We start from the raw sequence: 16,820 nt of genomic DNA on the forward strand, positions 1-16,820 counted from the left end.
GCGGCATTCGCCGGATGGAAGGCGAAGGCCACGTTGGCCCGGATCACCGCCTCGGCACGGCCGGCGGCGAATTCCTCGATGGCGGCGGTGCGCAGTGCGTGCATCTCTGGCGTCTCCGGCAGCGGCGAGGTGCCGAGCAGGGCCAGGCCGGCGACTCGCTCCGGTGCCTGGCGGGCGGCTTCCATGGCCACCATGCCGCCCATGGAGGCGCCGGCCAGCAGCAGCGGCCCCTCTTCTTCGTCCAGCAGTGCACGCGCCATCGCCTCGATGCTGCCGTGGCGTCGGCTGACATCCGCCACGCGGGGGCGCAACGCGTCGGGCATGGCGGGCAGCTGCGCCGCCCACAGGCGTTCGTCGCAGGCGAGACCGGGAAGGAAGACGAGGCGGGCAGGGGTGTCGGCAGGCATCTGTCCATTGTTGCAGCGGCGTGGCGGCCATGCGCCATCGGCATAGGCTGCACGGCCAGCAGCCAGGCTGTCGGGCGCTGCCTAGACTTTCCGTTGTTGCCAACGGAGGAGTCGTTTTCCATGAAACTGGTCCAACGCGTGCAGGACATTCTGCTGCGCCCCAAGCGCACCTGGCCCGAGATCGCGGCCGAGTCCACCGACACCGCGACGCTCTACCGCGACTACCTGTTGATCCTGGCGGCGATCCCGGCCGTGGCGGGCTTCATCGGCCTATCGATCATCGGGGCCGGCGCGTTTGGTGTCAGCTTCCGGCTGCCGATCGTGACCGGGCTGGTGCAGGCCGTCGTGAGCTATGTGCTGTCGCTGGTGATGGTCTATGTGCTGGCGCTGATCGTGGACGCGCTGGCGCCCAGCTTCGGCGGGCAGCGCAGCCCGATCCAGGCCCTCAAGCTGGTGGCCTATGCCAGCACCGCCGGCTTCGTGGGCGGCATCTTCAGTCTGCTGCCCTCGCTGGCGGTGCTGGGGGCTCTGGTTGGCCTTTATTCGGTCTATCTTTTCTACATCGGCGTGCCGGTGCTCATGGAGTGCCCTGCCGAGAAGGCGCTGGTCTATACGGTGGTGTTCGCGCTATGTGCCATCGTGGCGTCGGTGGTGCTGGGCGCACTGCTGTCGGTGTTCACGCCGGCGCCCCGGCTGCCGGTGGGTGCCTTGTTCCCCATCTTGACCGTGGCCTGACGTTGGCCGCAGGCGGCCATGGACAATGGCCGGAGCATGCCCACCGACTTGATCCTCATCCGCCATGGCGAAACCGACTGGAACCGCGAGTTGCGCTTCCAGGGCCACATCGACGTTCCCCTCAACGACACCGGCCATGAGCAGGCGCGGCGCCTGGGCCTGGCGCTGGCCCGTGAGCCGGTGCAGCACATCGTCTGCAGCGACCTGCTGCGCACCCAGCAGACCGCGGCGCCCGCGGCGCAGCAGCTGGGCCTGCCGGTGCGCACCACGGTCACGTTGCGTGAGCAGGCCTTCGGCGTGGGCGAGGGCCTGCGGGCCGAGGAGATCCGCGAGAAGCATCCCGAAGCCTGGGACGGCTGGCTGCGCTTCGAGGCCGACCGGTCGCTGCCCGGCGGCGAGAGCACGCGGCAGTTCCATGCCCGGGTGATGCGGGCCCTGGCCGACATCGCCGCGCAGCACACGGGCGGGCCAGTGCTGGTGGTCACGCACGGCGGCGTGCTCGACATGGTCTGGCGCACGGTGCACGGCCTGGGCCTGGACGGGCCGCGGCAGAGCGACATTCCCAACGCGGGCATCAATCGCATCCGCATCGACGACCCGGCCCGGCCCGAGGCGCTGGCCATCGTCGGTTGGGCCGAGACGGCCCATCTGGAGGGCCTGGGTCCACAGCCCAGCTACGACCAGCGGCGGCATCTGAAGCTCTGAAGCCGCCCATGAACCACGTCTGGATCGACACCGACCTCGGCTTCGACGACCTGGCCGCCGTGATCGCGGTGGCGCAGCAGCCGGGCTGGACCATCGACGGACTCTCCCTGGTGGCCGGCAATGCGCCGCTGCCGGTGGTGACGGACAACGCCCTGCGCGCGGCGCTCTGCTTCGGCTGGCGCATGCCGATCCATGCGGGCTGTTCTGCGCCGCTGGTGGGCGCGCTGGTCACGGCGCAGAACATCCTGGGCGAGGACGCGATGGCCTCGGCTGGCGAGCAACTGCCGCCTGCGCGTGCGGTGCTCGATGCGCTGCCTGCCGTCGACGCCCTGGCCGCCTGGCTGCGGCAGGCCGACGCGCCGGCCACGGTGCTGGCCCTGGGCCCGCTCACCAACATCGCCACGCTGCTGCAGCGCGACGCCACGCTGGCGCCGCGCATCGGCCGGCTGGTCTGGATGGGCGGCAGCGCCGGCCCGGGCAACCACACGGCCGCGGCCGAGTTCAATGCCGCGGTGGACCCGGAAGCCATCAACGTCGTGCTCGATGCCGGCGTGCCGCTGGAGATGGTGGGCCTGGACGCCTGCCGCCAGGTGCGCGTGCATGCCGACGATGCGCAGCAACTGCACGACATGGGCACGTCGCGCGGGCGGTTGCTGGGCGACCTGCTGCTGGGCTATTTGCGCATCGCCAGCCCCGATGGCCGCCTGCCGATGTCGCTCTACGATCCCACGGCCGCAGCGGCGCTGGTCGATGCGGACTGCATGCAGTGGCGGTCCGCCCACGTGGTGGCCGAATGCGAGGGCCGTCATACGCGCGGCATGACGGTGGTGGAGTGGCGCGTGCCGCGCAAGGCCGTGGCCAATGCGCGCGTGGCCCACATCGCCGACGAGGCGCGCGTACGCCGTGTGGTGCTGGACGCGCTGGCCGCCGCTGCAGCCTGAGCCCGAGCCCGGCCGCGGGTCGGGCGCCCCGGTCCGCGCCGGCTCAGGCGCCGCGCACTACGATGCGCCGATGACCGACGCGCTCACCCATTTCTGCCATGCGCTGCCCAAGGTGGAACTGCACTGCCACCTGCTGGGCACCGTGCGCCACGCCACCTTCAGCGACCTCGCGCGGCGCGCCAAGGCGGCTATCACCCAGCCCGAGATCGACGCCTTCTACATCCGCGGCGAGAAGCCGGTGGGCGTGCTCAAGGCCCTGCGCACGCTCGACGCGCAACTCATCCGCTCGCCCGACGACCTGCACCGGCTGACCTACGAATACCTGCAGGACGCCGCCGCCCACACCGTGCGCTATGCCGAGTTCTTCTGGAACCCCACGGGCACCGCGCAGAAGTCGGGCATCGCCTATCCGCAGGCGCTGGCCGCCATCGTGCGCGCCATCCATGACGCCCAGGCTGACCACGGCATCGTGGGCCGGCTGATCCCCGCCATCGACCGCGAGGCCTCGCCCGAGGCCGCGGTGGAGATGGTCGAGTGGGTGCGGGCGCACCGCGTGGACGAGGTGGTGGGCATCGGCATCGACTACAGCGAGATAGACCACCCACCCGAATGGTTTGCACCTGCCTATGCGCTGGCGCGCGAAGGCGGCCTCAAGACCACCGCCCATGCCGGCGAGTTCGGCATGCCCTGGACGAATGTGCGCACCGCCGTCGAACTGCTCAAGGTGGACCGCATCGACCACGGCTACACCATCGTCGACGCGCCCGACTTCGCCCGCGAATGTGCAGACCGCGGCATCGTCTTCACCGTGGTGCCTACCAACTCCTACTACCTGCGCACCCTGCCGCCCGAGCGCTGGGCTCTGGACCATCCCATCCGCCGCATGCCGGGCCTCGGCCTGCGCATCCACCCCAACACCGATGACCCGACGCTGCACCTGGTCACGCCCACGCAGGCCTGGCGCAAGATGGTGAGCGACTTCGGCTTCACGCGCGAAGACCTGCGCGGCTTCATGCTCAATGGCCTGGATGCGGCCTGGATCGACGACAGTACGCGAGGGGATTGGCGCGCGGCGTTCGCGCGCGAGTGCGATGCGCTGATGGCGCAGGGCTGAGCGTCGGCGGTCGCTTAAACAGGCGATCCACCGAAGCAGAAGCCAGGCGTCATCCGCCGCGCATCAGTCCGCCCGCTGCCTCGCGGGATCCGGCACCGGCGTCGCCGCCAGCAGCCGCCGGGTGTAAGCATGCTGCGGTCGTTCCAGCACTTCGTCGGCGCTGCCGCTTTCGACCACGCGGCCGCCGGTCATCACCAGCACGCGGTCGGCCAGCGCGCGCACCACACCAAGGTCGTGGGTGATGAACAGGTAGGCCAGGCCACGTTCGCGCTGCAGTTCGGCCATGAGCCGCAGGATCTGCGCGCGGATGGACACGTCCAGCGCCGAGACCGGCTCGTCCGCCACGATCACAGCCGGCTGCGAGGCCAGGGCGCGAGCGATGCCCACGCGCTGGCGCTGGCCGCCCGACAGCTCGTGCGGCAGCCGGTGGCGGAAGTGAGCGGGCGGCAGACCGACCTGCTCCAGCAGCGCATCGACCTCGCGTGCGCTCGCGGCGGCGTCGAGGCCGCGGTTGTGGCGCAGCGGCAGGGCCACGCTCTGGCCGATGGTGTGGCGCGGGTTGAGCGAACCGCCCGTGTCCTGGAAGACCACCTGCACCTCGCGGCGGAAGCGCTGCCAGGCCTCGCCGCGCAGCCCGGCCACATCTTCGCCGCGGAACAGCACCTGGCCGCTGCTGGGCGCGGTCAGGCCGAGCAGCATGCGGCCCAGCGTGGTCTTGCCGCTGCCGCTTTCGCCGACCAGCGCCACCACCTCGCCGGGATGGATCTGAATGGACACGCCGTCCACCGCCAGCTGAGTCTGGCGTGCGCGCCATAGGCCGCCGGTGCCGCGCTGGGCAAAGCTGCGGCCGACGTTGCGGGCCTCGAGCAGCGGCCCGGCAATGGTCGAGGTCCGGGGTTCAGCCCCGGTTGAGGCTGCAAGGCCGCCGGGCGTCATCGTGTGGCCCGTCATGCGCCGATCTCCGCCGCATGCCACGCATTGGCACTGCCGCGCTCGGCGCTCAGGTGGCAGCGGTCCGCCCCTTCGCCCAGGCCGCTGCCGAGCAAGGCCGGCGGCTGCACGTCGCAGAGCCCGGGCCGTGCGATGGGGCAGCGCGGATGAAAGCGGCACCCGCTCGGCCAGCGTCCGGCGATGGGCACCGCGCCCGGTATGGAGAACAGCGAATGCGCCCGCGACTGCGGCGTGAGGATGCTGCCGAGCAGCCCCTGCGTGTAAGGGTGGCGCGGCGCGGCGAAGAGCTGGCCGACGGCCTCCTGCTCGACGATCTCGCCCGCGTACATCACATTGACGCGCTGACAGGTCTCGGCCACCACGCCCAGGTCGTGGGTGATCAGCAGGATGCCCAGGTCCAGCTCGCGCCGCAGCCGCGCCAGCAGCTGCAGGATGCCGGCCTGCACCGTCACGTCCAGCGCGGTGGTGGGCTCATCGGCGATCAGCAGCGCAGGTCGCATCGCCAGCGCCGCGGCGATCAGGATGCGCTGGCGCTGTCCGCCGGAGAGTTCGTGCGGGTACTTGCGCGCGGTCTGTGCGGGCTGGGGAAGCTCCATCAGATCGATCAGCTCGCGCACCCGGGCGTCGAGACCATTGGTGCGTCCATGGGCGCGCAGGGGCTCGGCGATCTGACGACCGACAGGGATCAGCGGGTCGAGATAACTGGTCGGGTCCTGGAAGACCATGCCGATGCCCGCGCCGCGCACCTGCCGCATCGACTCCGAGTCGAGGCCGCGCAGGTCGTGTCCCTGCAGCCGCACTTCGCCTTCGGCCACGCGCGCGAGCGGCGAGGGGAAGAGATTCATCAGCGCGAAGGCCGTCATCGACTTGCCCGAGCCGGACTCGCCGACGAGCCCCACCGCCTCGCCACGCCGCACGGTGAAGCTCACGTCGCGCACCACGCGAAGCGTCTGCGCACCGCGGCCCACGTCGACCGACAGGCCGCGCACGTCGAGCAGCGGCGGTTCGGCCGCTTCCAGCGCACCGTCGACGGAGGTCGCCAGAGAGGATGGGACATTCATCGAGACGACTCCCCGCGCGGATTGAGCGCATCGTTCAGGGCGTCGCCCATCAGGTTGAAGCCCAGCACGGTGAGCGCGATGGCCAAGCCGGGAAACACCGACATCCACCAGGCGTCGCGCAGGTACTGCTGCGCCTCGTTGAGCATGGTGCCCCACGAGACCAGGTTGGGGTCGCCCAGGCCGAAGAAGCTCAGGCTGGCCTCGATCAGGATGGCCATGGCGATGTCCAGCGAGCCGAGCACGATGATGGGCGCGGCCACGTTGGGCAGGATCTCGCGCAGGATGATGCCGCCGTGGCCCATGCCCGCCACGCGCGCCGCCTCCACGAACTGCGACTGCCGCAGGCTCGCCACCGAGGCCCGCACCACGCGCGCGAGTTGCGGCCACGACAGCGCCGCGATCACCAGCACCATCTTGGCGACGCTGGTGCCATAGAGCGCGATGACGATCAGCGCTACCACGAAACGCGGCAGGGTCTGGAAGAACTCGGCCGTGCGCATCAGCACCGCATCGAGCAGGCCGCCGAAGTACCCGGCCAGCGCGCCTACGATGACGCCCACGGCCACCGCCAGCAGGGCGCTGGCCACGCCCACGATCAGCGAGATGCGCGAGCCGTGCACCACCCGCGCCCAGATGTCGCGGCCCAGGTCGTCGGTGCCCAGCCAATGGCTGGTCGAGAAAGGCGGCAGCAGCGCATCGCCGCCGCCGGAGAGCGGATCGACGCGGCCCACCCAGGGCGCGAGGATCGCCGTGGCCAGCAGCAGCACCAGCCAGGCCAGAGCCAGCCGGCTGCCGGGCCGGCGCAGCAGGCGCCGCCAGAAGCCGGCGCGCTGGAAGGCCGTGCCCACCGCGGGCTCGGTCGCCAGCGGCAAGGAGGGAGTAGAGGAGGAGGTCATCGTCTTGAAGCGTCGAGGCCCTGCCTCATGCTCTTTCCAGCCGAGGGTCCAGCAGGCGATGCAGGATGTCGGTGAGCAGGTTGGCCAGCACCACCGTCACCGACACCATCAGCAGGATGGCCAGCATCACCGGATAGTCACGCTTGGCGATGGATTCGTAGAGCAGCCGGCCGATGCCCGGCCAGGCGAAGACGGCCTCGATCAGCGCCGAGCCGGCCAGCACGAAGCCCAGGTTGTAGCCGATGACGGTGAGCACCGGCGCCGCCGCGTTGCGCAGCGCATGGCCGATCACCACCTGCCATTCGGCGCTGCCGCGGGCGCGGGCCGCGAGGATGTAGTCGGCGTTCATCACCTCCAGCATCGAGGCGCGCGTGATCCGCGTGATGAGCGTCAGGTAGCGCATCGACAGCGCCAGCGCCGGCAGCAGCAGGTAGCGCAGGTGCTGTACGAAGCCTTCCCAGCCTGGCGCCACGCCGCGCACCGGGTTGTAGCCCTGCGAGGGCAGCCAGCCCAGGCCGATGGCGAAGGCCAGGATCAGCAGTTGGCCCAGCCAGAAGTCCGGCACCGCATATCCCGCGGACGATGCGGCCTGGATCACCGAGTCGGCCGGTCCACCGCGTGAGCGTGCCGCCAGCACGCCGAAGGCGACGCCCAACACGCTGGCCAGGCCGAGCGCGGTGAGCGTGAGCTCCAGCGTGGCGCCCAGGCGTTCGAGGATCAGGCTCGCCACCGGCTGCTGGTTGGCGAAGGAAAAGCCGAAGTCGCCCTGCAGCACCTTGCCCAGGTAGCGCAGCAACTGCATCCACACGGGCTGGTCCAGGCCGTAGTCGCGGCGCATCTGCGCGAGGTATTCGGGCGGCGCCGGAAAGTCGCCGACCAAGAGCGTGATCGGGTCGCCGGGCGTGAAGGCGATCAGCAGAAAGTTGAGCACCACCACCGCGAGCAGCAGCGGCACCGCCTGCAACAGGCGTCGGAGGATGAAACGGCCCATCGGACTGGCGGGCCGCGCTCAGTCGGCGCGGCGCACGCCGGCCCACTGGTCGCGCGCGTCCAGCGCGGGGAACACGCCGCTCAGCTTTTTCGAGGCGGTGTCCACCGTCTCCTCGTCGAACAGGACCAGCGAGGGCAGGTCCTCGTTCAGGATCACCTGCAGCGCCTTGTAGTCGCGGGCGCGCTGCGCGCGGTCGACCGAGGTGGCGGCCTCGGCCAGCAGAGCATCGACCTTGGGGTTGGAATAGCCGCTGGCGTTGGTGTTGGGCGCGGTGCCGGTGTAGGTGTTGTAGAGCCGCGTGTAGCCGATGGCCGGATCGCCCGCGGAGAAGTACGAAGCCAGCGTCATGTCGAAGTCCCGCTTGGCGAACACGCGGTCGTAGTACACCGAACGCTCCAGCGGCTCCAGCTTCACCTCCAGGCCGATCTGACGCAGGTTGTCCTGGATGATCTGTGCCTGTGCCCGCATCTGCGCGCGGCCGGCGTCGAAGGGCATGCGCAGCGTGGTCGTGCCGGGCTTGATGCCCAGCTTGTCGAGCAGGGCTTTGGCCTTGGCCGGGTTGAGCGGGTATTTGCGGTCGTAGCCGACGTCGTCGTTCATCAGCCATTTGAAGCCGTCGCCGAAGGCGCCGGCACCGGGCCGCGCGATGCCGTTCATCACCTGCTTGACCAGCCGCGGCCGGTCGATGGCGAAGGCCAGCGCGTGCCGTGCTTCCACCTTCGACAGCAGCGGCGACTGGGTGTTGAACATCAGGAAGTAGATGGCCGGGATGTTGACGCCGCGGCGCGTGGCCAGGCCCTTGTCGGCCAGGATGCGCGGCACCTCGGGCTTGGGCGTGTAGAAGTCCAGCAGCTCGTCGATCTCGCCGGTCTGCAGCGCCGGCACGCGATTGGCCGCCTGTGGGATGACCTGGAAGATCAGGCTCTGCAAGTAGGGCTTGCCGGTGTCCCAGTACTGGTCGTTGCGCACCAGCGTGAGGGTGGAGCCGCGCTTCCATTCGCTGAACTTGAAAGGGCCCGTGCCCACCGGCTTCTGGTTGGCGGGGTTGGTGCCGACGTTGCCGCTTTCGTAGACGTGCTTCGGCAGGATGGGTGCGTCGAACACCGTCATCTGCGACAGGAAGGGCGCATAGGGCTTCTGCAGCCTGATGACGACGGTGAAGGCGTCGGGCGCCTCCACCTCCACGCCCAAGTTCTTGAACACCGGCGCGGCGCGCGGATGCAGCTTGCCGACGACTTCGTTCAGCGAGAAGCGGACGTCGGCGCTGCTGAAGTCGCGGCCGTCGTGCCACTTGACGCCCTTGCGCAGCGTGAAGCGGTAGGTCTTGCCGTCGGGCGACACGGTCCACGCCGTGGCGAGCGAGGGCTGCGGGTTGTATTGCTGGTCCAGCCAGACCAGGCCCTCGAGGATCTTGGCCGACACGTCGCCGGCCGCGAAGTCGGTGGTGGTGCCCAGGTTGAGCGTGGGCGGATCGGCATCGATGCCCAGCACTGCCGTGCCCTTGCCGGTGGCGGCCCAGGCGCGCGGGCCTGCGGCCAGCCCGCCGGCGAGGGCGATGGCGCCCAGTCCGAGCTGGCGGCGGGTGAGGGAGGGAAGATGGTCGAAGGGAGCCATGGTGTTGTGGATTCTGGGCAGGCCGGAAGGGCACTGTTTATAGCAAGTTCGAGGCCAATTTCCGGGCCGGTTCAGAGGTTCGTCCCGAGGCGCCCGTCGCATGCTGGCGTGAATGCCTGCCCGGAGGCGCAGAATGCGCAGCTTTCGCCGACCGGCCCCAGCCGGCCGGCGACTGGCATGGCCACTGCAAGCCCCTTCGCATGATCGACGTTCCCATCCATCCCGGCATCGCCGCCCACCTCGACGACATGGTCGGCCTGCGCCGGCAGATCCATGCCAATCCCGAGCTGGGCTACGAGGAAGAGCAGACCAGCGCGCTGGTGGCCGAGCGTCTGGCCCGATGGGGCTACACCGTGCACCGCGGGCTGGGCGGCACCGGCGTGGTGGGCACGCTGACGGTCGGCACGGGCGGCAAGCGCCTCGGGTTGCGCGCCGACATGGATGCGCTGCCCATGACCGAGACCACCGGCCTGCCCTGGGCCAGCCGACAGCCCGGCCGCATGCACGCCTGCGGCCACGATGGCCACACCGCCACGCTGCTGGCGGCAGCGCAGGTGCTGGCCGCGAGCCGAGCCTTCAATGGCACGCTCAACCTCATCTTCCAGCCCGCCGAGGAAGGTCTGATGGGCGCCAAGCGCATGGTCGAGGAAGGCCTGTTCGAACGCTTTCCCTGCGATGCCGTCTACGCGTACCACAACGAGCCCGGCTTTCCGGCGGGGCGCTTCGGCTTCCTCGCGGGGCCGATCTACAGCTCGTCCGACACGGCGGTGATCACCGTCGAAGGCAAGGGCGGCCATGGCGCCATGCCGCACACGACGGTGGACCCGGTGGTGGTGGCGGCGCACCTCATCCTGGCGCTGCAGACGCTGGTCTCGCGCGAGGTGGACCCGAACGACATGGCGGTGGTCACCGTCGGCTCGATGCATGCCGGGCAGGCACCCAACGTGATTCCTAACACGGCCGAGCTCAAGCTCACCATCCGCGCGCGGCGGCCCGAGGTGCGGGCGCTTCTGCGTGATCGCATCACGGCCATGGCGTCCGCACAGGCGGCGGTGCACGGCGCCACCGCCAAGGTCGACTATCAGTGGAAGATGCCGCCCTGCGTCAACGACGCCGGGGCCGCCGCCTTCGCCCGCGAGGTGGCATTGCAGACGATGGGCGAGCGCGCGCTGATCGAGAACATGGCGCCGCTGCAGGCCAGCGACGACTTCGCCTTCATGCTCAACGCGGTGCCGGGCTGCTACTTCATCGTGGGCAACGGCGACGGCACGCCGGGCAACGGGCCGGGCTGCATGGTCCACAACACCGGCTACGACTTCAACGACGAGATCCTGCCGAGCACGGCGAGCTACTGGGTGTCGCTGGTGCAGGCCTATCTGCGCTGAGTCTCTGTCGCGGCCTTAGCCGGAGTCAGGGCCTCCTGCGCATCCTCCATCCACCAGTCGGCGGCGGCATAGAAGCCGTCCCACACGCAGCCGTTGCAGCCGCGGCCGCAGCAGGTGGTGGGCTCGGGCGGTGGCGCCCGCAGCGCGACGCCAGCCTCCGCGGCCCGCGCCAGCCACTGGGTGAACAGGGCGCGGACCTGGGGCAGAGAAGCCGGCGCGTGTGGTGTGACGGTGCTCATGCGACGAGGCTGCTGATGCGGCTCAGTCCCGCGGCACCCAGCCGTCGCCGGTCGCGCGCAGCAGCGGGCTTTCGAAGACGCCGATGACGCGTGCAGCGCGCTCCGGCCCCAGCGTGTCTCGCCAGCGCTGGCCCTGCCGCATCGCCACGCCCACGGCCGCCACTTCGACGCCGATGGACTCCAGCATGGTCCACGGTGCGAGCAGCGTGCGGCCGCTGCTCACGGCATCGTCCACCAACACGGCGCGCATGCCCTGCACCAGCGGAAGCAGGTGCGGGTCGAGGTAGACGCGCTTGCCCGGCGTGGGCGTGGTGATGGACTGCACCGCGCCCGACAGCGTCTCGTCGTACCAGAACTTGCGCGAATAGCCCAGCGGCACGTAGCGCGCGTGGCCCAGGTGCCGTGCGACCAGCGGGGCGAAGGTCAGGCCCAGCGTGGGCAGGCCGATGACCACCTCGGGCGCGATGGGCGCCAGGCGCTCGGCGAGCAGGCGCCCGAGCTCGTCGACCACTTCGAGCGATGCCTGGTTGCACAGGAAGGATGCGACCGCGAGGCCCGGATCCTCGGCCATCTGGCGGATGGGCAGCATCAGCACGCGGCCGTCGGGCAGCGTGGCGGGCACGCCGTGTCGCCAGGGCGGCGTGAGCAGCGGTGCTGCGTCTGCCGGTAGCAGATGCTGCCAGTAATGGGTGGTGGGTTCGGTGAAATGCGGGACGGACGTGGTCATGGATCAGCGTGGCTCCTGCGGCAACCCCAGGCCGGCGTGGATCGTATCGGCGAGCCGAGCCAGCCGCAGCGATTCCGGTTGGCCGTTGCGCTGCGGCTGCACCACGTCCAGCGCCTGCGCCAGATGGCGGCCTTCGCCGCTGCGCACGAGCGCGTCGACTTGGATCTGGCCGAAGAGGTCCCGCTGCGCATGGCTGCCGCCGATCTCGATCATGCGGGGCAGCGCGGTGCCCAATGCCTCTGCGGCCTTCTTGAACTCGCCGCGCGCATGGGCCACCAGGCCATGGGCCGCGGGCACGCACACCTTCTGCCACGCATGACGACTGGCTTCGGGCGCCTGGGGCGCAAAGGCCTCGATTCGGGCCAGCAGGGCATCGGTCTCGGGCCGGCCGGCGCGGGCCAGGCCGTAGAGGTATTGCAGGTCCAGGAAGGGCAGCACCTGGTCCTGCGTGTGCTGGGCCAGGTAGCCGCCCAGTTCGGTCCAGCGCTCGCCCACGTCCTGGCCCGCCAGCTCCAGTCGCGCGAGCAGGGATACGGCGCCGATCTGGTCCTGCGAATAGGCCTTGGCCACTCCCCAGCAATGCCGGTCGTGCACCGCCAGCGCCTCGTCCGCACGGTCCAGGTCGATGAGGAACAGCGCCAGGTGCCACCAGTTGTGCGTGACCATGAAGGAGTTCAGGCCCGTCCAGGTCTCGCTCACGTCCTCCATGAAGGCCAGGCCCTCGTGCAGCCGGCCCTCGGTGAGCATGACGTGCGCCAGCGCATGGTGGGCCCAGGGCTCCTTGCGCTGCATCGCGATGGCGCGGCGGGCACTGGCCTCGGCCTCGCGCAGCCGGTGGCATTGTTCGAAGCCGAAGGCCACCATGCCATGCACCTGCGGCACGTCGGCCGCATGGGGCAGGGCGGCCAGGCCCAGGCGCAGCATGCCGGCGCAGTCGCCGAGATTGAAGCAGTGGTATTGGCCCAGCTTGACGGAGACCAGGTCGCGCGGAAACTCGCGGGCCTGTTCCTCATGCAGTTGTATCGCGCGGCGCATGTCGCCCTCGACCCAGGCGGCGACGGCCTCGATGAAGCGCCGTTCGCGTTCCGTGACGCTGGCGGCACCGGCCCGTGCGCGGTCGATATGGGGCCGGGCGGCGGCGGGCGCATCGCCTGTCTCCGCGAACATCTGAAGCGCGGCGGCATAGGCCTGGAAGAGCGGGGCGTCGTCGTCGTGGCCTTCGGTGACCAGCTTGGCCGCTGTGGATTCGCAGGCCAGGAAGCCAGAGGCGAAGTCGTCGATCAGCCGTTGGCTGGTGGTGTCGCTGACGCTGATCGAGTTGCCGAACGGATCGGCGGGCAAGTGGGAGGCGGCGGGCATGCATCCATTCTGCCGCCGCCTCTATTCAACCGGGCATCAGCCCCAGTGCAGCGCGGCCAGGTCGTTGCAGAAGATGGGCATCTGCGTCCACAGGCCCTTGACGCTCTTCTTGGCGATCACTGGGAACTGCGGCTGGTACATGAAGCCGTTGGCCGCGTCCTGGGCCAGCAGCTTCTGCGCGTCGCCCAGCAGCTTGTTGCGCTCCTTGGCGTCGCCCGTGGTCTTGATCTTGTCGTAGAGCTGGGTGAAGGCCTTGTTGTCGTAGCCCCAGTAGTAGTCGGGCTTGGAATAGTTGCCCAGGTCGAAGGGCTCGACGTGCGAAATGATGGACAGGTCGTAGTTGTGGCCACCGCCGTAGGTCTGGCTCAGCCACTGGGCCCATTCGACGTTCTGCGTCTTCACGGTGATGCCGACCTTGGCCAGTTGCGCCACGATCACCTCGCCGCCCTGGCGGGCATAGGGCGGGGGCGGGAGCGTCATGGTGAGTTCCAGCGGCAGCTTGACGCCGGCTTCGGCCAGCAGCTTCTTGGCCTTCTCGGGGTCGTAGGGGTTGATGCCGGTGGTGTCCACGTAGCCGGGCGCGCCGGGCACATAGTGGCTCCCGATGGGCGTGCCGAAGCCGTCGGCCGCGCCGTCGATGAAGGCCTTGCGGTCGATGGCTGCCAGGATGGCGCGGCGCACGCGCACGTCGTCCAGTGGCTTCTTCTTGCTGTTGATGGCGACGATGGTCTTGGCGCGCGAGCCGCCGAGGATCACCTGGAACTGCGGATTGGCCTTGAACTGCGGCACCACGCGCGTGGCGATGCGCGGGAAGGCGTCCACATCGCCGGCCATCAGCGAGGCGGCCTGCGCCGCCGGGTCGGAGATGAAGCGGAAGACGATCTTGTTGAGCTTGGCCAGCTTCGGGTCGCGGAAGCCCTCCCACTTGCTTAGCGTCAGCGTGGAGCCCTTGGCCCAGGCGTCCAGCTTGTAGGGGCCGGTGCCCACGGGCTTGGCGGCGTTGCCGTCGGCGCTCTTGGGCTCGACGATCACGGCCGTGGCCTGGCCAAGCACGAAGGGCAGGTCGGGGTCGATCTCCTTGTTGATCAGCACCACGGTGTACTCGTCCACCGCCTGCGTGCTGATGTTGGCGAAGGTGCGCTTGTCCTTGTTGGTGCTCTTCTCGCCGCCGGCGCGGTCGAAGGCGAACTTGACGGTCTGCGCATTGAAGGGCTCGCCATTGCTGAACTTGACGCCGCGGCGCAGCTTGAATGTGTAGGTCTTCAGGTCGGGCGAGACTTCCCAGCTCTCGGCCAGCAGCGGCGAGACGCTGCCGTCGGCATTGATCTTGGTGAGCGTCTCAAGGATGTTGTAGAGCACGACCTCGCCGATGGCGGAGGCGGCGCCGGCGGTCGGGTCCAGGCCCGGCGGCTCCAGCGTCATGCCCAGCACCATGGTGTCCTTGCGGCTCTGGGCCAGCGAGGCGAGGGGGCTGGCCAGCGCGACGGAGGCGCTGCCGGTGACCAGGAGGGTGCGACGATTCAACATGAGGTGAGATCTCCGAAAAGGCTGACGGAAACGGTTCACGAGCGGCCGGCGGCCCCTCGGCGCGGGCCATTGTGGCCCAACTCTGGAGCGGCTTTCAGGCCGCGTGCAGCACGTCGCCGGAGGGCGCGTGCTGAACGGCTTCGAGCAGGCTGCGGGTGTAGGGATGCTCCGCCTCGCGGAACAGCCGCTCGGGCGGCCCCTGCTCGACGATGCGGCCCTTGAGCACCACGCAGACGTCGTCGCACAGGTGGTTGACGACGGCCAGATCGTGGCTGATGAGCAGGTAGCTCACGCCGAACTGCTGCTGCAGGTCCTGCATGAGGTTGAGCACCTGGGCCTGCACCGACACGTCCAGCGCGCTCACCGGCTCGTCGGCCACGATGAGCTTGGGCCTGGTGATGAGGGCGCGCGCGATGGCGATGCGCTGGCGCTGGCCGCCCGAGAACTCGTGTGGGTACTTGTCGATGTCGGTGCTGCGCAGGCCTACGGCGGCCAGCGATTCGGCCGCGCGCTCGCGCTGCTCGGCGCGTGAGGCATTGGCCAGCGCGTCCAGCGGCTCGGCCACGATGCGGCCCACGGTCTGGCGCGGGTCGAGCGAGCCGTACGGATCCTGGAACACCATCTGGAAATCGCGGCGCGCGGTGCGCAGCTCGGCGGCCGATAGCTGGTTCAGGTCGCGGCCCAGCAATTCGATGCGGCCGGACGTGGGCTTGTCCAGCGCCATCACCAGCCGGGCGATGGTGGACTTGCCCGAGCCGGATTCCCCCACGATGCCCAGGCTGTGGCCGGCCTGCACCTCGAAGCTGACGCCGTTGAGGGCCTTGACGGTGGGCGGCGGAGAAAAGAGCTTCTCGCGCGGCAGCGCGTAGTGGCGAATCAGGTCGGTGACCTTCAGCAGGGGCGGGGTGCTCATCGGAAAGCCCTGGAAAGGAGGGAAGCGCCGCGCATGGCGGCGGCTGCGCGCGCGGCATGGGCTCGAGCGGCGCTCATGCCGTGGCTCCTTCTGCCGCGGTCGCGGCGACGGCGTCCAGCCGCAGGCAGCGCACGGCATGGTCGCCCGGCAGCTGCGTCGGCAGCACGGGCGTGGTGTGGCAGTAGTCCTCGGTGAAGGCGCAGCGGCCCGCGAAAGGGCAGCCTGGCGGCAGATCGACCAGTTCCGGCACGCTGCCGCGGATCGTGGCCAGCCGGCCTCCGCGCGGCGCGCCCAGCACCGGCCGGGCTGCGAACAGCCCCTGGGTGTAGGGATGCGCCTTGGCCGCGAACACCGAGGCCGTCGGCCCGCTCTCGACCACGCTGCCGCCGTACATCACCAGCATGCGCTGCACGTTGTTGGCGATCACGCCCAGGTCGTGCGAGATCAGGATCAGGCCCATGCCGCGCTCCTTCACCAGGTCCTGGATCAGGTCGAGGATCTGCTTCTGGATGGTCACGTCCAGCGCCGTCGTCGGTTCGTCGGCGATCAGCAGGTCGGGCCCGCAGGCCAGCGCCATGGCGATGCCGATGCGCTGGCGCTGGCCGCCGGAGAACTGGTGCGGATAGGCGTCCAGCCGCGAGGCCGCATCGGGAATGCCCACGCGGTCGAGCAGGGCCAGCACCTCCTTGCGCGCCTCGGCCTTCGACAGGCCGCGGTGCAGCCGCAGCGGCTCGCCCACCTGACGAGCGATGGTGTGCACCGGGTTCAGCGCGGTCATCGGCTCCTGGAACACCATGCCGATGCGGTTGCCCCGGATGCCGCACAGCGCCTTCTCGGGCAGGCCCACCAGTTCCCGGCCGTCGAAGCGGATGCTGCCGGTGACGCGCGCGGTGCTGGGCAGCAGGCCCATCAGCGCCATCACGGTGATGGACTTGCCGCAGCCGGATTCGCCGACGATGCCGAGCGTCTCGCCGCGCTCCAGCGAAAAGGAAATGCCGCGCACCGCCTCGGCCGGGCCGCGGTGGGTCTGCAGGCCGATGTGCAGGTCGTTGACGTCGAGCAGGGCCATGGTCAGCGCGTTGCCCGGTGCGGGCCGGGCACGTAAGGGAAGGCAGAGGGAATGCGGTTCATCGTGCGCGAGCCAGGCGGGGATCGAGCAGGTCGCGCAGACCATCGCCCATCAGGTTCAAACCGAGCACCGCCATGGCGATGGCCGCGCCGGGCCATACGGCCAGGAGCGGCTGCTGGAACATCA

General features: G+C 69.9%; 17 protein-coding genes and 1 pseudogene. 5 read left to right on the plus strand and 13 right to left on the minus strand.

Annotated features, from left to right (window positions below; translation table 11 throughout):
* Positions 1-407 (minus strand): alpha/beta fold hydrolase (locus tag QZ772_RS19095; RefSeq protein ID WP_295529521.1); only part of this gene is annotated, 407 nt, incomplete at its 3' end.
* A 120-nt stretch (positions 408-527) separates the two neighbouring features.
* Here QZ772_RS19095 and QZ772_RS19100 point away from each other — a divergent pair.
* From QZ772_RS19100 to add, 4 genes are all read left to right on the plus strand, one after another.
* Positions 528-1,142, plus strand: coding sequence for a Yip1 family protein (locus QZ772_RS19100; RefSeq protein WP_295529523.1), 615 nt, complete (start codon positions 528-530; stop codon positions 1,140-1,142).
* A 36-nt stretch (positions 1,143-1,178) separates the two neighbouring features.
* On the plus strand, positions 1,179-1,847 hold the full coding sequence (locus QZ772_RS19105; RefSeq protein WP_295529525.1) for a histidine phosphatase family protein: 669 nt from the start codon (positions 1,179-1,181) through the stop codon (positions 1,845-1,847).
* Positions 1,848-1,855: 8 nt separating this feature from the next.
* Positions 1,856-2,788 (plus strand): nucleoside hydrolase, encoded by a 933-nt coding sequence (locus QZ772_RS19110; RefSeq protein ID WP_295529527.1) that lies wholly within the window; start codon positions 1,856-1,858, stop codon positions 2,786-2,788.
* Positions 2,789-2,858: 70 nt separating this feature from the next.
* Positions 2,859-3,902, plus strand: a complete 1,044-nt coding sequence (gene add / locus QZ772_RS19115; protein ID WP_295529529.1) for an adenosine deaminase — start codon at positions 2,859-2,861, stop codon at positions 3,900-3,902.
* A 63-nt stretch (positions 3,903-3,965) separates the two neighbouring features.
* On the opposite strand, the gene QZ772_RS19120 is transcribed toward add, so the two are convergent.
* Genes QZ772_RS19120 through QZ772_RS19140 form a run of 5 tightly spaced genes read right to left on the minus strand, consistent with a single transcriptional unit; the run spans position 3,966 to position 9,415 of the window.
* Entirely contained in the window at positions 3,966-4,853 is an 888-nt protein-coding gene (locus tag QZ772_RS19120; RefSeq protein ID WP_295529531.1) for an ATP-binding cassette domain-containing protein, read from the minus strand.
* Entirely contained in the window at positions 4,850-5,914 is a 1,065-nt protein-coding gene (locus QZ772_RS19125; RefSeq protein ID WP_295529534.1) for an ABC transporter ATP-binding protein, read from the minus strand. Before QZ772_RS19125 ends, QZ772_RS19120 begins: the two co-directional genes overlap by 4 nt.
* Positions 5,911-6,810 carry an ABC transporter permease gene (locus QZ772_RS19130; RefSeq protein WP_295529536.1) on the minus strand — a complete coding sequence of 300 codons (900 nt, stop codon included), beginning with the start codon at positions 6,808-6,810 and terminating at the stop codon, positions 5,911-5,913. Before QZ772_RS19130 ends, QZ772_RS19125 begins: the two co-directional genes overlap by 4 nt.
* 25 nt (positions 6,811-6,835) lie before the next feature.
* Positions 6,836-7,801, minus strand: a complete 966-nt coding sequence (locus QZ772_RS19135) for an ABC transporter permease (protein ID WP_295529538.1) — start codon at positions 7,799-7,801, stop codon at positions 6,836-6,838.
* An 18-nt stretch (positions 7,802-7,819) separates the two neighbouring features.
* Entirely contained in the window at positions 7,820-9,415 is a 1,596-nt protein-coding gene (locus QZ772_RS19140) for an ABC transporter substrate-binding protein (RefSeq protein WP_295529541.1), read from the minus strand.
* 200 nt (positions 9,416-9,615) lie between these two features.
* Between QZ772_RS19140 and QZ772_RS19145 the strand changes: the two genes are divergently transcribed.
* Positions 9,616-10,800, plus strand: coding sequence for a M20 aminoacylase family protein (locus QZ772_RS19145; protein WP_295529543.1), 1,185 nt, complete (start codon positions 9,616-9,618; stop codon positions 10,798-10,800).
* Here the strand turns inward: QZ772_RS19145 and QZ772_RS19150 are convergent.
* From QZ772_RS19150 to QZ772_RS19180, 7 genes and pseudogenes are all read right to left on the minus strand, one after another.
* Positions 10,788-11,039 carry an oxidoreductase-like domain-containing protein gene (locus QZ772_RS19150; protein WP_295529545.1) on the minus strand — a complete coding sequence of 84 codons (252 nt, stop codon included), beginning with the start codon at positions 11,037-11,039 and terminating at the stop codon, positions 10,788-10,790. The two genes, QZ772_RS19145 and QZ772_RS19150, sit on opposite strands and share 13 nt — an antisense overlap.
* A gap of 22 nt (positions 11,040-11,061) precedes the next feature.
* Positions 11,062-11,766 (minus strand): phosphoribosyltransferase, encoded by a 705-nt coding sequence (locus QZ772_RS19155; protein ID WP_295529547.1) that lies wholly within the window; start codon positions 11,764-11,766, stop codon positions 11,062-11,064.
* Between the two features lie 3 nt (positions 11,767-11,769).
* A complete protein-coding gene (locus tag QZ772_RS19160; RefSeq protein WP_295529550.1) occupies positions 11,770-13,125 on the minus strand; it encodes a tetratricopeptide repeat protein in 1,356 nt (451 codons plus the stop codon).
* Positions 13,126-13,161: 36 nt separating this feature from the next.
* Positions 13,162-14,652, minus strand: a complete 1,491-nt coding sequence (locus QZ772_RS19165) for an ABC transporter substrate-binding protein (RefSeq protein WP_295529552.1) — start codon at positions 14,650-14,652, stop codon at positions 13,162-13,164.
* A gap of 94 nt (positions 14,653-14,746) precedes the next feature.
* On the minus strand, positions 14,747-15,565 hold the full coding sequence (locus tag QZ772_RS19170) for an ATP-binding cassette domain-containing protein (protein WP_295529554.1): 819 nt from the start codon (positions 15,563-15,565) through the stop codon (positions 14,747-14,749).
* A 73-nt stretch (positions 15,566-15,638) separates the two neighbouring features.
* The gene (locus QZ772_RS19175) at positions 15,639-16,634 is read right to left on the minus strand and encodes an ABC transporter ATP-binding protein (RefSeq protein ID WP_295529556.1); all 996 of its coding nucleotides are present in this window, start codon (positions 16,632-16,634) and stop codon (positions 15,639-15,641) included.
* 58 nt (positions 16,635-16,692) lie between these two features.
* Positions 16,693-16,820: pseudogene (locus QZ772_RS19180) on the minus strand (ABC transporter permease); the annotation flags it as partial.

This window comes from uncultured Pseudacidovorax sp., assembly GCF_913773995.1.
GTDB lineage: Bacteria > Pseudomonadota > Gammaproteobacteria > Burkholderiales > Burkholderiaceae_C > Xenophilus.

Excerpts from the sequence above, each read along its gene's own strand:
- QZ772_RS19125 (WP_295529534.1), bottom strand. The coding sequence starts at position 5,914 with ATGAATGTCCCATCCTCTCTGGCGACCTCCGTCGACGGTGCGCTGGAA.
- QZ772_RS19130 (WP_295529536.1), bottom strand. The coding sequence starts at position 6,810 with ATGACCTCCTCCTCTACTCCCTCCTTGCCGCTGGCGACCGAGCCCGCG.
- QZ772_RS19170 (WP_295529554.1), bottom strand. The coding sequence starts at position 15,565 with ATGAGCACCCCGCCCCTGCTGAAGGTCACCGACCTGATTCGCCACTAC.
- QZ772_RS19135 (WP_295529538.1), bottom strand. The coding sequence starts at position 7,801 with ATGGGCCGTTTCATCCTCCGACGCCTGTTGCAGGCGGTGCCGCTGCTG.
- QZ772_RS19110 (WP_295529527.1), top strand. The coding sequence starts at position 1,856 with ATGAACCACGTCTGGATCGACACCGACCTCGGCTTCGACGACCTGGCC.
- QZ772_RS19145 (WP_295529543.1), top strand. The coding sequence starts at position 9,616 with ATGATCGACGTTCCCATCCATCCCGGCATCGCCGCCCACCTCGACGAC.
- QZ772_RS19100 (WP_295529523.1), top strand. The coding sequence starts at position 528 with ATGAAACTGGTCCAACGCGTGCAGGACATTCTGCTGCGCCCCAAGCGC.
- QZ772_RS19140 (WP_295529541.1), bottom strand. The coding sequence starts at position 9,415 with ATGGCTCCCTTCGACCATCTTCCCTCCCTCACCCGCCGCCAGCTCGGA.
- QZ772_RS19120 (WP_295529531.1), bottom strand. The coding sequence starts at position 4,853 with ATGACGGGCCACACGATGACGCCCGGCGGCCTTGCAGCCTCAACCGGG.
- QZ772_RS19175 (WP_295529556.1), bottom strand. The coding sequence starts at position 16,634 with ATGGCCCTGCTCGACGTCAACGACCTGCACATCGGCCTGCAGACCCAC.
- QZ772_RS19155 (WP_295529547.1), bottom strand. The coding sequence starts at position 11,766 with ATGACCACGTCCGTCCCGCATTTCACCGAACCCACCACCCATTACTGG.
- QZ772_RS19150 (WP_295529545.1), bottom strand. The coding sequence starts at position 11,039 with ATGAGCACCGTCACACCACACGCGCCGGCTTCTCTGCCCCAGGTCCGC.
- QZ772_RS19160 (WP_295529550.1), bottom strand. The coding sequence starts at position 13,125 with ATGCCCGCCGCCTCCCACTTGCCCGCCGATCCGTTCGGCAACTCGATC.
- QZ772_RS19105 (WP_295529525.1), top strand. The coding sequence starts at position 1,179 with ATGCCCACCGACTTGATCCTCATCCGCCATGGCGAAACCGACTGGAAC.
- QZ772_RS19165 (WP_295529552.1), bottom strand. The coding sequence starts at position 14,652 with ATGTTGAATCGTCGCACCCTCCTGGTCACCGGCAGCGCCTCCGTCGCG.
- add (WP_295529529.1), top strand. The coding sequence starts at position 2,859 with ATGACCGACGCGCTCACCCATTTCTGCCATGCGCTGCCCAAGGTGGAA.